At 44.8% G+C, this 12769-nt stretch carries 15 protein-coding genes; 12 read left to right on the top strand and 3 right to left on the bottom strand.

The genetic code is table 11. The features are described from left to right. The first annotated feature begins 1 nt into the window (after position 1). The 9 genes from ACVA6Q_RS18310 to ACVA6Q_RS18350 all read left to right on the top strand — a co-directional run bounded on the left by ACVA6Q_RS18310 (position 2) and on the right by ACVA6Q_RS18350 (position 5535). On the top strand, positions 2-223 hold the full coding sequence (locus tag ACVA6Q_RS18310; RefSeq protein WP_353496244.1) for a VF530 family protein: 222 nt from the start codon (positions 2-4) through the stop codon (positions 221-223). A gap of 58 nt (positions 224-281) precedes the next feature. After that, positions 282-725 carry a YtoQ family protein gene (locus ACVA6Q_RS18315; protein ID WP_446648472.1) on the top strand — a complete coding sequence of 148 codons (444 nt, stop codon included), beginning with the start codon at positions 282-284 and terminating at the stop codon, positions 723-725. Between the two features lie 37 nt (positions 726-762). Further along, positions 763-1110: an SH3 domain-containing protein gene (locus ACVA6Q_RS18320; protein ID WP_353496243.1), complete on the top strand. Its 348-nt coding sequence runs from the start codon at positions 763-765 to the stop codon at positions 1108-1110. Between the two features lie 31 nt (positions 1111-1141). After that, entirely contained in the window at positions 1142-1624 is a 483-nt protein-coding gene (locus ACVA6Q_RS18325) for a GNAT family N-acetyltransferase (RefSeq protein ID WP_353496242.1), read from the top strand. A gap of 136 nt (positions 1625-1760) precedes the next feature. After that, positions 1761-2354 carry a DJ-1/PfpI family protein gene (locus ACVA6Q_RS18330; RefSeq protein ID WP_446648473.1) on the top strand — a complete coding sequence of 198 codons (594 nt, stop codon included), beginning with the start codon at positions 1761-1763 and terminating at the stop codon, positions 2352-2354. Beyond that, positions 2351-2854 (top strand): GNAT family N-acetyltransferase, encoded by a 504-nt coding sequence (locus tag ACVA6Q_RS18335; protein ID WP_446648474.1) that lies wholly within the window; start codon positions 2351-2353, stop codon positions 2852-2854. The genes ACVA6Q_RS18330 and ACVA6Q_RS18335 overlap by 4 nt, the downstream gene beginning before the upstream one ends. A 70-nt stretch (positions 2855-2924) precedes the next feature. Further along, entirely contained in the window at positions 2925-3599 is a 675-nt protein-coding gene (locus ACVA6Q_RS18340) for a YoaK family protein (RefSeq protein WP_418642199.1), read from the top strand. Positions 3600-3631: 32 nt separating this feature from the next. Further along, on the top strand, positions 3632-4426 hold the full coding sequence (locus ACVA6Q_RS18345) for a PhzF family phenazine biosynthesis protein (RefSeq protein ID WP_446648475.1): 795 nt from the start codon (positions 3632-3634) through the stop codon (positions 4424-4426). Between the two features lie 56 nt (positions 4427-4482). Next, positions 4483-5535, top strand: coding sequence for a hypothetical protein (locus ACVA6Q_RS18350; protein ID WP_446648476.1), 1053 nt, complete (start codon positions 4483-4485; stop codon positions 5533-5535). A 14-nt stretch (positions 5536-5549) separates the two neighbouring features. On the opposite strand, the gene ACVA6Q_RS18355 is transcribed toward ACVA6Q_RS18350, so the two are convergent. Continuing rightward, positions 5550-6182 (bottom strand): DUF3299 domain-containing protein, encoded by a 633-nt coding sequence (locus ACVA6Q_RS18355; protein ID WP_446648477.1) that lies wholly within the window; start codon positions 6180-6182, stop codon positions 5550-5552. Between the two features lie 129 nt (positions 6183-6311). Beyond that, a complete protein-coding gene (locus ACVA6Q_RS18360) occupies positions 6312-7334 on the bottom strand; it encodes a helix-turn-helix domain-containing protein (RefSeq protein WP_446648478.1) in 1023 nt (340 codons plus the stop codon). A gap of 225 nt (positions 7335-7559) precedes the next feature. On the opposite strand from ACVA6Q_RS18360, the gene ACVA6Q_RS18365 reads away from it, so the two are divergent. The 3 genes from ACVA6Q_RS18365 to ACVA6Q_RS18375 all read left to right on the top strand — a co-directional run bounded on the left by ACVA6Q_RS18365 (position 7560) and on the right by ACVA6Q_RS18375 (position 11695). Next, on the top strand, positions 7560-8702 hold the full coding sequence (locus tag ACVA6Q_RS18365) for an HlyD family secretion protein (RefSeq protein ID WP_446648479.1): 1143 nt from the start codon (positions 7560-7562) through the stop codon (positions 8700-8702). Continuing rightward, on the top strand, positions 8692-9759 hold the full coding sequence (locus ACVA6Q_RS18370) for a DUF2955 domain-containing protein (protein WP_446648480.1): 1068 nt from the start codon (positions 8692-8694) through the stop codon (positions 9757-9759). The genes ACVA6Q_RS18365 and ACVA6Q_RS18370 overlap by 11 nt, the downstream gene beginning before the upstream one ends. Positions 9760-9931: 172 nt before the next feature. Next, entirely contained in the window at positions 9932-11695 is a 1764-nt protein-coding gene (locus tag ACVA6Q_RS18375; RefSeq protein ID WP_446648481.1) for a phospholipase D-like domain-containing protein, read from the top strand. Positions 11696-11896: 201 nt separating this feature from the next. Here the strand turns inward: ACVA6Q_RS18375 and ACVA6Q_RS18380 are convergent, their stop codons facing one another. Further along, complete coding sequence (locus ACVA6Q_RS18380; protein ID WP_446648482.1) at positions 11897-12679, bottom strand: hypothetical protein; 783 nt, start codon at positions 12677-12679, stop codon at positions 11897-11899. Positions 12680-12769 lie beyond the last annotated feature (90 nt).

Consider the following 12769-nt stretch of genomic DNA (forward strand, 5'->3'; position numbering starts at 1 on the left):
CATGAGTCAAGAGCAGCCCAACAATCCATTACATGGTCTAACGTTAGAAAAAATATTAGTCCGTCTTCAAGAGCATTACGGCTGGAAAGGTTTGGATGCGGAAATTCAGATCAACTGCTTTTACAACAACCCTTCAATTAAATCTTCATTAAAGTTTTTGCGCCGAACTCCGTGGGCGAGAGAAAAGGTAGAAGCGCTCTACATCGATACTTTCTGTAAGTAATAACATCATTGCTCAGCCCGTGTGTTGAGGGTAGACTGACTTAAAAATCAATGTGTTAATGGAGTACGTGTTGAAAGTCTATCTATCAGGTGAAATTCATACCGACTGGCGAGAGCAGATCATTGAGGGATGCAAAGCGAAGAGCCTTGATATCAGCTTCACCTCTGCCAATACCCATCATGAATCAAGTGATGCTGCAGGCGACGGCTTAGGTGTCGAGTCTCAGCAGTTTTGGCGCGATCATAAGTCTGCCAAAGTAAACGCAATACGCATTCAAACAGCTATCAAAGCGTGTGACGTTGCGATTATCCGGTTTGGCGATAAGTACAAACAGTGGAACGCCGCTTTTGATGCAGGTTACTGCGCAGCACTTGGCAAACCTTACATTACATTACACGACGACAGCTTGGTGCACGCTCTGAAAGAGGTCGATGGTGCGGCGCAAGCATGGGCGACGACACCGAAACAAGTAGTAGACTTGCTGGCTTATCTTGTTTCTTAGGGTATCTAGGTCGCGCATGAAAAAGAAAGGATGCAATATGCAATACAAGGTCGTTAAAGACTACACAGACACCCCTGAGAAACCAATCATCATCACAAAAGGAGAGCAGCTCAAGGTAATCGAAGAGTCTGACGCTCACGGTGATTGGCCGAATTGGATATTTTGTCGTGGCGAAGACAAAAAGGGCTGGGTTCCTAAGCAAATTCTCATCATAGAGAGTGATATTGCAACCGTTCAGAAAGACTACCAGGCTATTGAGCATCGCTTATCTGTGGGTGAATTACTTGTTGCTGAATTTGAACTCAACGGTTGGATTTGGTGTGCAAAGTCCAGCGACAAAGATGCAATGGGTTGGTCGCCGTTGAATCATCTCGAGCGCGTTTGAACCGATTTATATTAGAGACAAGGAAGAGTCTATGTTACGTGAAATGACGAAAGAGGATTTTGACGCATTTTGGCCTACCTTTTCACAAATCATCGCCGCTCAAGAAACCTACGCGTTCGAACCACATATGACGCTAGAGCAGTCACGTGAAATATGGTGCGAGGTACCTTTAAAGACCTTTGTCTATGTTGTTGAAGGTGAGATATTGGGCTCCTACTATATCAAGCCAAATGCTGCTGGACCAAGTCGTCATATTTGCAACTGTGGTTACATGGTTTCAGAAAATGCTCGAGGTAAAGGTATAGCAAGGCAAATGTGTGAGCACTCTCAGCAAGTTGCAATTGAGCTAGGGTTTGAAGCGATGCAGTTTAACAGTGTTGTATCGTCCAATAAGATTGCGGTAGAGCTTTGGAAGAGGTTAGGTTTCGAGATCATAGGTACGATACCTAGAGCTTATAACCATGGTCGCCTTGGTTATGTTGATAGTTATGTGATGTATAAGCGTTTGTCGTAAAGCGTGACTTCAACTCTAGTTAACACTTTGTTCAGCAAACACTTTGTTCAGCAAACAATAGTGTGCGCGCAGAAGTTGATATTTTTGTTAGATCTGAATAATGTGGGTAACAGAGTATTAACAAAGGGCGGGTGCCATGAACATTGGGATTTATATCTATAGGGACGTCGAGGTATTGGATTTCGCAGGTCCGTTTGAGGTGTTTTCTACGGCAAACCGCTTTTTGTCTGATGAAGACAAGTGGAGCGTCAGTTTGCTATCACATAACCACGGTACGGTAAGTGCGCGCGGCGGATTTAACGTTCAGTCTGATCACTCGATTCTAAGTCATCCAAAACTTGACGTTGTCATTATTCCCGGCGGTATTCACGAACCAGAGATGAATAATGACAAATCTATGGACTGGATTGCCAAAGTTTCGCAACAGGCGGATTTCGTCGCTTCGGTGTGTACCGGTGCTTTTTTGTTAGCCAAAGCTGGGGTTATTACCAATCAAGCGGTCACTACTCATTGGGAAGACCAAGATGATTTAAAAGCGAAGTTTCCGAATTTGACGGTTAAGTCTGGAGTACTTTGGGTGGATGTTGGCAGCATAGTGACCTCTGGGGGGATATCTGCGGGCATCGATATGAGCCTAAGGTTGGTTGAAAAGCTAAAGGGCCGAGAGGTGGCGTTAAAAACGGCGAAACAAATGGAGTTTGATTGGAATGAACATGGATTGGTTTTATGACGTTAACGATTAGAAAAATAGACGTTCCAGTTACCGAGGAGTTAGTCACTCTTTCGGTAGAAGACAGCCAACTCCCATTTGTGGGTATCACGTCGGAAATTGTTCATAAAAGTCTCACTAAGCCATTAGAGACCCAATGGGTCATTTATTCCAATGACATAGCGGTAGGATTCTTTTTACTCGATCAAGGCTATGCAAGCACTATGAGCGATGCACCTAGCGGCGCGATAGGGCTAAGAGCCTACTTTATCGATAAACGCTATCAAGGACTTGGGCTTGCCAAAGCTTCTCTGAACCTCATTACCGGACAATTTCATTCTTGGCTTAACATCGCGCCCTGTGATTTGTATCTGACCGTCAATTGCAAAAACACCGCCGCTTACCAGTTGTATCAAAAAGTCGGTTTTGATGACACTGGAGACCTCTATTTAGGGGGAGAAGCCGGTCCGCAACATATTATGTGCTTCAAATCAAAGAAAACCCGCTCGATAGGACTATGATGCACGCTTCGATTTAATCGTCGCTAGTCTATTTTGTCGTTAACCTATTTTGTTGTCGTGAGGTACTCAGGTGATCTCTAAACTACCACGTTGGATTGAATCTGGAGCTTTTGTTCTAGCGTTGCTTGCGGGAACCGTAAACGCTATCGGTCTACTGGGATTTCAACACCAAGCTATTTCACACCTATCAGGGACGGCAACGCTACTTGGAACTCAGCTAATCAATGATTGGTCAGCGGCAGGGCACTTGTCGGCCATTGTTGTGAGTTTTCTTGTTGGGTCGGCCATTTCTGGGCTATTCATTTCGAACGTATCACTTAAGCTTGGTCGACAGTACGAATGGCTACTTTGTATCGAGAGCCTATTTTTATTCACTGCGACATACTTTTTGCTTAGTGGCTCGCAAACCGGTAGCTATTTTGCATCGGCGGCGTGTGGCCTGCAGAATGCGCTCGCAACGACATTTAGCGGTGCGGTTGTTCGTACAACGCACGTGACTGGGATTGTCACTGATCTTGGGATTATGATTGGCTCTACGTTGCGAGGAGAGACATTCGATAAGCGTAAAGCGAAGCTGTTTGTGACAATTTTGCTTGGCTTTATCCTTGGCGGCATTGTTGGTGCTTTACTTTTCAAGAGCTTGGAATTTTTGGCGCTTGTTGTACCTGCTATTGTTTGTATACTACTTGCTCTAGTTTATCGAATCTACCGCAAGCGGATTGCCTACACCAATCGAGCTAGTTGAGCGGGGATCAGCAAAGTAAGGGAAGGATACCAATGACTGAGCAATGGATTGTTGATGCGTTTACCCAAGTTCCATTTAAAGGCAATAGTGCCGCTGTCATCGTCGTTGATGATTACCAGAATGAAACTTGGATGCAAAACGTCGCAATCGAGAATAACTTGTCCGAAACAGCCTTCTTAAAACACCTTGGTACCAACCACTACTTCATCCGCTGGTTTTCCCCCATGATGGAAATCGATTTTTGTGGTCACGCGACGTTGGCATCGGCATATGTGCTGTTTGAGCAATTCAAACTAACAGGCAAAATCACGTTTTCTACGGAAAAGGTCGGTGACTTAGTCGTATCAAAAGGTGAGCAGGGAAAAATCGAAATGACTTTTCCCAATTACGCTCCATACCCGGTAGCAGAAATTCCAACGCCTCTCCTAGACGGTCTTTCTATAAAACCCAAACATATTTTACGAAGTGAGCAAGCCTATTTTGCTGTGTACGACCAAGCCAGTGATGTGCTCGATTTGGAAACAGATAATGAACAGTTAAAGCGCTTGGCGCCTTTCGATGTGGTCGCAACAGCGCTAAGTGATGATGATCACTATGATTTTGTTTCCCGATATTTTTGGCCAGCAAATGGAGGGGACGAAGATCCGGTGACAGGATCGATTCACGCTGGTCTCATGCCTTATTGGGGCGAAAGGCTAAACAAGACAAGTTTGACTGCGCTGCAAGCCTCAGCGCGGACGGGCGTTCTCTATGGGTTACTAAAAACTGACAAAGTCCTGATATCCGGGGACGCTGTTTTGTTTGCGAAGTCTGAGCTATTTGTATAGTGTGGCGACAAATTTTTGAGGGTTAACCTCAAGCAACTGAACGGAAGAATAGAGCGATGAAGCTGTCAAAAAGAGAAAGTCGCGTGGTAAGCAGTGCGATTGACCAATGGTACGAAGAGGGTGTGATCACTGACGAAGATCGCAGCAAACTCAAAGGCAGTTACGAAGTGGCGAGTATTGACTGGTCAATGATTGCTAAGTACTCATTCTGGGTCGCCATTTTATGTATCGTACTCTCAGTTTTGTCAGTACTGCTCGACAAGTGGTTAATTGAATTTATCGAACAAATCTTTAGCGCGCCGGATATCGCGAAAAGTGGATTTTTTGCCGTCGTGGCTGCGGGTTTTTATCTCTACGGTGTAAGAAGAAAGTCGAGCGCTCCAGATAAAACATTCAGTAATGAAGCACTATTCGTATTGGGTATCATCAGCACCGCTATTTCTATCTATTTTATTGGTCAAGTCATCGAAACCAATAGCTTAACGAAACTGATCTTACTTGCATCCATTGTTTATGGGCTACTTGGATTTTGGATACCATCGTTGTTGGTGTGGGCGTGTGCCTTGCTCAGTTTGAGCATTTGGTTTGGCATTGAAACCTACCAGTGGGATGAGTCTGGTTATTTTCTTGGTATGACACTGCCTTTGCGGTTTGTATTGTTTAGTGCAATTTTGGTTGCGCTGGGAATGGCAACTCAGCGTAAGTGGCCACAGTTTGAAGACTTTTCCTTTACGACTCGTGCGTATGGATTGTTTTTGTTCTTCCTGTCGCTATGGGTTGTCTCCATTTTTGGCAATTACGCCGATTTCGCAGAGTGGGGGGATGTGAGCCAGTTTTCGCTCATCCATTGGTCGGTGTTGTTGCTCATCGCTTCGCTTGCGGCGCTTTATCACGGTATCAAGTTTGACGATGAGCTAAATCGCGGCTTTGGTTTAATTTTCGTGTTTATTAACCTGTATACACGATTCGTTGAGTACTTTTGGGAAGGCACGCATAAAGCATTGTTTTTTGCCGTACTCGCAGCAAGCTTTTGGTTTTTCGGTACTCGCGCTGAAAAGATTTATCGTCTTGGTCAGCGTCCAAGAACGGTTGAAACAGAGAGCGAATAAGTTCGCTTAGGTTTCTACTCGTACACTTCTACTGACTGAGCTTCCATTGTATAGGCGGTGGTCACATCCGTGGCGCCGTCTGACAGCTCAATATTAGACGAGTTAGTTTGTTGAGCCAGCGTTCCTTCCACCCAAACTGGGGTATATAAACCTCTGAATTGTACGCCTTGCGGAAAGCTAACTACGACCATTTGATTCGCTGGTGGGGGCGGGGTGTGGATACAGGCTCCGGCAGTGGGAACCAGGATAAATTCAGTGACTGTTAAGTTGTCGAATTCCAGTGGAACGATAAAGCCTGGGAGTCGTCCTTGTTTGCCAATCAGATCATTGTTTACTTTCATGTTCCAGTCTGAATGATCCTCGTCTATTTGCTTTTGTTCCTCAATCAGCTCAAGGATGTTGACGTCTTTCTCAGCAAAGCGAAGCAGGGCTTGGCGATAATCATTTTCGCGCGCTAGCTTTTCATCATCATGACTATTTTGATAGTCAACAATCATCATCAAATCGTAGCGTGCTCTGATGTCGTAGTCTTTAAAATGATTACTGTAGCTTGGTGCGTCAATCTCCTGAGCTAGGTCTTGCCAGCTCCAATCATTGGCATAAGCACTCACGGAAACAATAGCGAAAAACCAAGCAAGTATACGCACAGTGACAACCTCTAAAACTCATTACTCAATATCGCCGACACGCTACCAGCATAAGTCGACTATGTACATGTACAAATTATAGTTTTTATTCGTGTTGTGTAACAGTTGGTAATGGATTGCCTTATTTGCCTACTGAGCCCGATGATTGTGGTTTAGGTTCAGTATTGTTTTCTGGTAAAGCTTGGGCGTTAGTCCACTAATGCGTTTAAACGAGCGCGAGAAATGGGAAATATCAGAGAATCCCAGTTGACTGGCAATATGAGTAAGAGACAGCTCCTCACCCATCATGTCGACGGCAACGGTGAAAACTAAGTTATCTTTGATATGACGAAAGTTGGTGCGCTCTTCTTTGAGGCGCCTTTGCAATGTTCGTGGGGACAGCTTAAGGAGCTTGGACGCGTTTTCGAGTGTTAAGTTATGTTCACGTACATAGGGTAATAGTGCGGTAAAAACTTGGTCTGTAAAGTTGGCATGCCAGGTGACAAGTGGCGCTTGGGTTTCGGTATCTTTGGCCGTGATGTTAGGCTGCTGATTTAAAATCTCCTCTTCGATTAGCCACTCGATACGATCATTACTGACGATGTATTGAGTCGATTTGCCAATGATCGCTTGGTAAAGCTCGATTTCATCAATCTGGATTTTAAGCTGTTTTGGCGTCCATTGACTCTTGGTTAGCGCTCGCACGAGCTCAATCGCATACAACACAGCCCAGACTTCAGACCAAATAAACGGGTCACTGCCATCATTCTCCCGCTTACACCAATACCAGGTTCTTCCGTGCACGGTTTCAAGTCCAACGCTAACGTTGGTGGCGTCATAAGCAAATACATCGCGTGAGAGCTCCAAGGCGTCTCTCACTGTACTGCACTCAGAGAATTGCCCTAACAGCTTTGGTAGTGACTTTTGCTTGATGGCGGTTCTTACTAGGTCACCAAAATTGGTCATTCCAAGTTGATTGCCGAGTAAATATAACAGCCTTTTTACAGGCTCTTGGGGCAAAAACTCTTGGTCTAAATCAAACAGATCGGGTGGCAGTCCTGAGTCGCGGATCGCTTGGTGTGGATCTTCACCGTATTCACGAAATAATTCGACCAAAATACGAGCATAACTTGATTTGATCAGTCGATTGGCGGGCTCTTGGGGTGTAGGCATGATTCTGACTCTTGAAAAGCGTTGTTTTTAGCTTAGCCACTTGGCGTGAAATGGCAACTTTTAGATATCGTGCCCGTTAACATTATCAATGATTGAGAATGAAAGCTGAATGCATGATTGATGACTCTAATGTACTAATTTATAACGTAATTAATTTTCAATCCCCGCTTACTTAGTCTATACCTAAATAAACTAAAGTCGAAGAATTGTAACAAGGGCGACATAATGAGTGATAAAAGCGAACCGGCTATCTCATCCACGGATAATGCTGAGCAAAAAGAGTTGGATAGTCAGCAAGCGAACGCTAAACAAAACAAAGTCAAAAAGGTGACTAATGGCCTCATCATCGCTATAGCGGTTAGCCTTGGTGTGAGTATCATTTCTGACAGAATTGTCCCTTCAACCGACAACGCCCGAGTTCAAGGTTATGTCGTGCCAGTAAAACCCCAAGTGTCAGGTCAAGTTATTGATATTCAAGTAAGACCAAATCAATTGGTCTCTGAGGGCGATATCTTGGTGTCTCTTAATCCAGTGGATTATGAGATTGCGGTTAAGAAAGCTGAGCAAGATCTGGAAATTGCAGGGCAGAATGTCGGTGCACAGACCGCGAGTATTGCCTCGGCTCAGGCGAGGCTCACCAGTGCAGTCGTTGAACGTGATAATGTTGAGTTGCAAACTAGGCGAGTGTTGGGGCTAGCAGAGAAAGGTGTGGTGTCAGATTCTGAAGCGGATAAAGCACGTGCAAATCTCGCGACTGCGAGAGCTAACGTCGCGAATGCTCAAGCTGATTTAGAGCGTGCTAATCGCCAACTCGGCGCTGAAGGTGAAGAAAATAGCCAAATCAAAGCCGCGCTATTAGCGTTAGAAAAAGCGCAGCTCGATCTAGAGCGCACTGTCGTACGCGCACCGACCAATGGCGGGGTATCAAACTTTAGCCTTTCTGAGGGTTTTTATGCCAGTGCGGGTCAACCTATCATGACGTTTGTTTCTACTGATAGTATCTGGATTGAAGCGTACTTTCGAGAGAACAGCCTAGGTAATATCCAACCAGGGAACGAGGTGGAAATCGCCTTGGATTTTGCGCCGGGTAAGGTAGTGAAGGGACGTGTTTCCAGCGTCGATTGGGGTGTTGATTGGGGGCAAAGCAATCAAGCAGGTAAATTGGCACAAGCCAACAATCAGACCGGCTGGTTGAGACAAACTCAAATGCTGCCAGTGAGTATCGAGTTTGATACCACAGATACAACGGGTTTGTTAAGAATCGGTGGGCAAGCCGATGTAGTCGTGTATACCAGTGACAACGGGATCTTTAATCTATTAGGTAAAGCTTGGATCCGTCTAGTAAGTTGGATGTCTTATGTCAGATAGTTCGATTAATGAGGCTCATAGCGGTGTCACTTCTGGGCTCTCTGATGCTACTCAAAATCGTATCTTGCGCTTCACAATTGGCGTCGCTTTAGCGACGTTTTTGGCAGCGTGGATAGATTGGCCTCTAGCCTTTGTTGCGCCGATTTTCACGGCAAAATTTTTGTTTGAAAAACGTGTGCTGCATATTGATATTGTCTATGAGCTTCTGCTAGCCATGATCGTTACAGTAGCCATCGGTGTGGCGCTGAGTGTTGGGTTTGCACAGTATCCAATCCCGATGTTGCTCAGTGTCGCTGCTTTGATGCTGGTGGGTTACTACCTGTTCCTTAATCCGAAATGGAACTTGTTTGCGACCATTTTACTGATGTCGACGTTAATGTTGCCATTTATGGCTATTCAAAGCACTGGAACAACCATCTTCTTGGCCGTAGGCCTGAGCTTATCTGGTGCGATATCAGTCGGTATTTTTGCACTTATGCATGTCTACCTCCCTGAGTGCGAAGAGGCGTATCAAAGCCATAACGCGATTGAATTGTCAGATTCGTTTCGTTGGTTTTCGGCGGTGCGCGCCCTGATTATTGCCTTTCCCGTGGTATGCGTCTTTTTTGTATTCCAGATTTCCGAAGCCTTGCTGTCAATGATATTTATCGCCTTGTTGTCGCTGATGATTACTGGCGAAAAGTCGCTGAAGTTAAGTATGTTTCTTTTGATTAGCAATGCCATTGGTGGGGTAATAGCCATCATTGTGTTTGGCTTTCTTGCCTTGGTACCAAACATTGGCTTTTACACGTTATTCATTGCTTTGTTGGCGATTTTTATGGGGCAGAAAATGTACACTGAATCAGCCAAGGCACCTATCTACGCCACTGCACTCAATACTGCGTTGGTGCTAATTGGCACCACATTGATGAGCTCAGGTGTGATAGATGAAAAGATGTGGATACGTCTAGGGCTGCTTGCATTGGTGGCGGTGTACATGGTTGTGGCGGCGTTTTTTATCGAGACTCGTCAATGGAAAGTTCTTAAGTTTGAAGGGCAAATGATGGCGTCGAAGTAAATAGGCGTCACCTTTGATATCGAATCGTATTTGGCGGCAAGCACATTCTATAGCTCAATGATGACTATCGATTTGTGCTGATTACAGCTCTGTGCAGAATTTAGTTCTGTGCGGAAGATAGCTTTGCGCTAGGCCGCTCTTTAATTAAGTCGTTACGTAGTTAGGAACCAATATGTGGAAAGGGATCTCAGTTTTAGCTTCTCTAATTTTACTGGGGGGCTGTGCATCCAACGCTCACTCTCCTGTTACCTCGAATGATGAATGGACGTCTGATTTTATGGAGTCTCGACGCTGGCGAGGGGCGGATGAGCTCGATAAAGATTACCTCAAACTTGCCTCAGAAACGCTGCTTCCAGTTCAAAAGGCCAATGTGAAAGTAATAGGAACGGAACAGCAAGATGCGATCACGAGTTTAGCAGCAAAGATATTTCTCATCGAAAATGCCAAACACACCATAGATATGACGTACTACATCTTTGCCGATGATTTGGCTGGTAAAGCAACGCTAGGAGCATTGTGTCGAGCGGTAGAGCGTGGGGTTGATATTCGTATTATGGTGGATAGTCTCGGTTCATACAGCCCAAACAATGGCAACTTGAAAGGGCTAATGCAGTGTGAGGAGAGTGCTGGGTACGTCAAAGATAGACAGGGCGAAGCGACAACACAAAAAGCGCGTGTGCAAGCAGTGGTCTTCAACGCATTGACAGACGGGGAGTCCCGTTGGAATCGACGTTCACACGATAAACTGTTTATCGTCGATGGATTCTACAATGAGCATGCTTACTTGATAACGGGTGGCCGTAATATGTCACTTCATTACTACGGCATCGATAGTGATGGTGAAAAAGACTTCAGTGCATTTCGGGATATTGAAATCTTAGTCAGACCAAAACTCGATGCGAACCCAGAGCAATCTCCGACTCTGCTCAGTGAGTATTACTTTACAGTGCTGTTTACCAAGCCGGGAAACAAAAAACTCAATACGTGGGCGAGTTATAATCGTGATCGCGGATTGCTGCTTAGCGCACTGGAGCAACTTAAAGCCAATTCGGAATTTAGCCATGTGTACGCAGATATTAATAGCTATGTGAATCAAGGCTATCGAGATACCGATACAAAGTTTGCGCACGAGCTTGATAACCTCAACGCTGAAGATGTCGTATCCCGTTACAGCACAAACAAAAGCGCCAACGCTAACTCGATTAGCGGCATTCTGGCGAAAACCGCATACAGCAACAGTAACCTCAAGACCATTCGTGTCGTCTCTCCTTATCTTTTCCTTCAATCTGATCTATTAAAAGACGAAGGAGTCTTGGATAAAGATCTCAACACTACTCTTACATGGTTGGAACAAGACCCGGAGCGCAAGATTGAAATCATTACTAACTCAGTGCTAACCAGTGATAACTTCTTCACGCAGGCTGTAATCGACATGCATACTGTGCCATCGATGATAATGACTGATGATGCTTTGAAACAGAAATGGTTGGATGATGACCTCGAAAAAAATGAGCTAAACCGCGCGTATTTAAACTCTAAAGCGTGGAAGAAAACCATCAATCATCCACGAATCAAGTTCTATCAATTGGGTAAGCCAGACTCAGTGTTGCTGGGTGGCGACCAGTTCTACGGTAAGTTGCATGCGAAGTTTCTCATCATTGACGACAACGCTTTTGTTGGCACAACTAATCTTGATTTCCGCTCCTTGCTCTACAACAACGAAGTCGGTTTTTTCCTATCTGGGGAGGAGATCATTGCAGACTTAAATCAACAGTTTGAACTACTTAAGCAGGACTCATTACTTTGGGGGAGTGAAGAATGGATTTCGATGAGGAATAAACTTCGTGAAGCCGGAGGGACTAAAGGTAGAACGTCAGAAAGTCAGAGAGAGATCTACAACTTGCTCGAATCAACAGGCCTTAAATATCAGTTTTAATTGGAAACATACACGTCTTTTGATTCGGTGGCACAGATAGGTAAATCATAGAGCTCCAAGAATGATAGTTTGGCTTGTGACATCGTCGTCATAAGATAACACTTAGGAGCCCTATGATTGTTTATTTCCGTGTTCAAGACATACAAGAGCTGTGGCTTCATGTTGATCTAGCGACAAGTTTGCAGATGAAACTGAGGACGCTTAAAAGCTAAATGCCCAGCCTAACATTGGCCCTTGCTGCGTTACATCGACCGTAGTGGGGCCAGATTCAGTTTTAAGGTTTAAATACCGGTAACCAAACCAAATATTATTAAGTTCGCTAAGCCGGTAAATCCCAGCTAAATTCAGACCTCGATTTACGTCATTGTCACCGGCGATATTGGTATCTACGGTCAGGCTTAATCCCCAGTCTTGATTGAAATAATGCGCGTACTTGAGCCCAACCAGCCAATCAAACTGATGCTCTGCAGATTCAATAGGTGTAATAGGGGAGCCGTTGATGTTGATTCCAACATTAAAACTACTGTAAGTATGGCGAACTCCAGTGAGCAGTACTAATCCATTCGTTACCTCATAGCCACCAAAGAAGTCATTGAGTGACATTGTGGCATCCACGTCAACGTTGGCATTTATCTCTGGAAAGATTGGCAATTTGGGCGTGTAAGTGGCGCTAGTGTCACTTTTGATATGGAGGTAGTTGGTACGAAACCCAAAAAGCCATCGGTTTTTTTGTGCGTAGAAATCGCCCATGATGCCAAAGTTTAGGTTACTGACAATATTAGAGAACGGAATATCGATATTAGTGCGACCATCTGTATCACCCACTGTACCAGAGATACTCGGCGTCCAAATCATGGGGAATACAAGCAAGAACTGCCATTCATCGTCGCTTTTACTTTTTTTATTTGCGCCAAAGCTGTCCGCAACGGTAGCTGACGAAATCAGTGAAGTGAGCAGAAAAGTGGTGATTGCAGGTGGTTTCATTGCCTATCCTTGTACAAATGAAGCGTGAACGTTGGTGTGGCTAACAACGCTTATCACCTAAAGGATAGACTAATAAAATACGTAAGGTGT

Source organism: Vibrio sp. DNB22_10_4 (assembly GCF_052879755.1).

Coding starts and splice junctions, on each gene's coding strand:
- ACVA6Q_RS18310 (WP_353496244.1), top strand. CDS start 2: ATGAGTCAAGAGCAGCCCAACAATCCATTACATGGTCTAACGTTAGAA.
- ACVA6Q_RS18315 (WP_446648472.1), top strand. CDS start 282: ATGGAGTACGTGTTGAAAGTCTATCTATCAGGTGAAATTCATACCGAC.
- ACVA6Q_RS18320 (WP_353496243.1), top strand. CDS start 763: ATGCAATACAAGGTCGTTAAAGACTACACAGACACCCCTGAGAAACCA.
- ACVA6Q_RS18325 (WP_353496242.1), top strand. CDS start 1,142: ATGTTACGTGAAATGACGAAAGAGGATTTTGACGCATTTTGGCCTACC.
- ACVA6Q_RS18330 (WP_446648473.1), top strand. CDS start 1,761: ATGAACATTGGGATTTATATCTATAGGGACGTCGAGGTATTGGATTTC.
- ACVA6Q_RS18335 (WP_446648474.1), top strand. CDS start 2,351: ATGACGTTAACGATTAGAAAAATAGACGTTCCAGTTACCGAGGAGTTA.
- ACVA6Q_RS18345 (WP_446648475.1), top strand. CDS start 3,632: ATGACTGAGCAATGGATTGTTGATGCGTTTACCCAAGTTCCATTTAAA.
- ACVA6Q_RS18350 (WP_446648476.1), top strand. CDS start 4,483: ATGAAGCTGTCAAAAAGAGAAAGTCGCGTGGTAAGCAGTGCGATTGAC.
- ACVA6Q_RS18360 (WP_446648478.1), bottom strand. CDS start 7,334: ATGCCTACACCCCAAGAGCCCGCCAATCGACTGATCAAATCAAGTTAT.
- ACVA6Q_RS18365 (WP_446648479.1), top strand. CDS start 7,560: ATGAGTGATAAAAGCGAACCGGCTATCTCATCCACGGATAATGCTGAG.
- ACVA6Q_RS18370 (WP_446648480.1), top strand. CDS start 8,692: ATGTCAGATAGTTCGATTAATGAGGCTCATAGCGGTGTCACTTCTGGG.
- ACVA6Q_RS18375 (WP_446648481.1), top strand. CDS start 9,932: ATGTGGAAAGGGATCTCAGTTTTAGCTTCTCTAATTTTACTGGGGGGC.
- ACVA6Q_RS18380 (WP_446648482.1), bottom strand. CDS start 12,679: ATGAAACCACCTGCAATCACCACTTTTCTGCTCACTTCACTGATTTCG.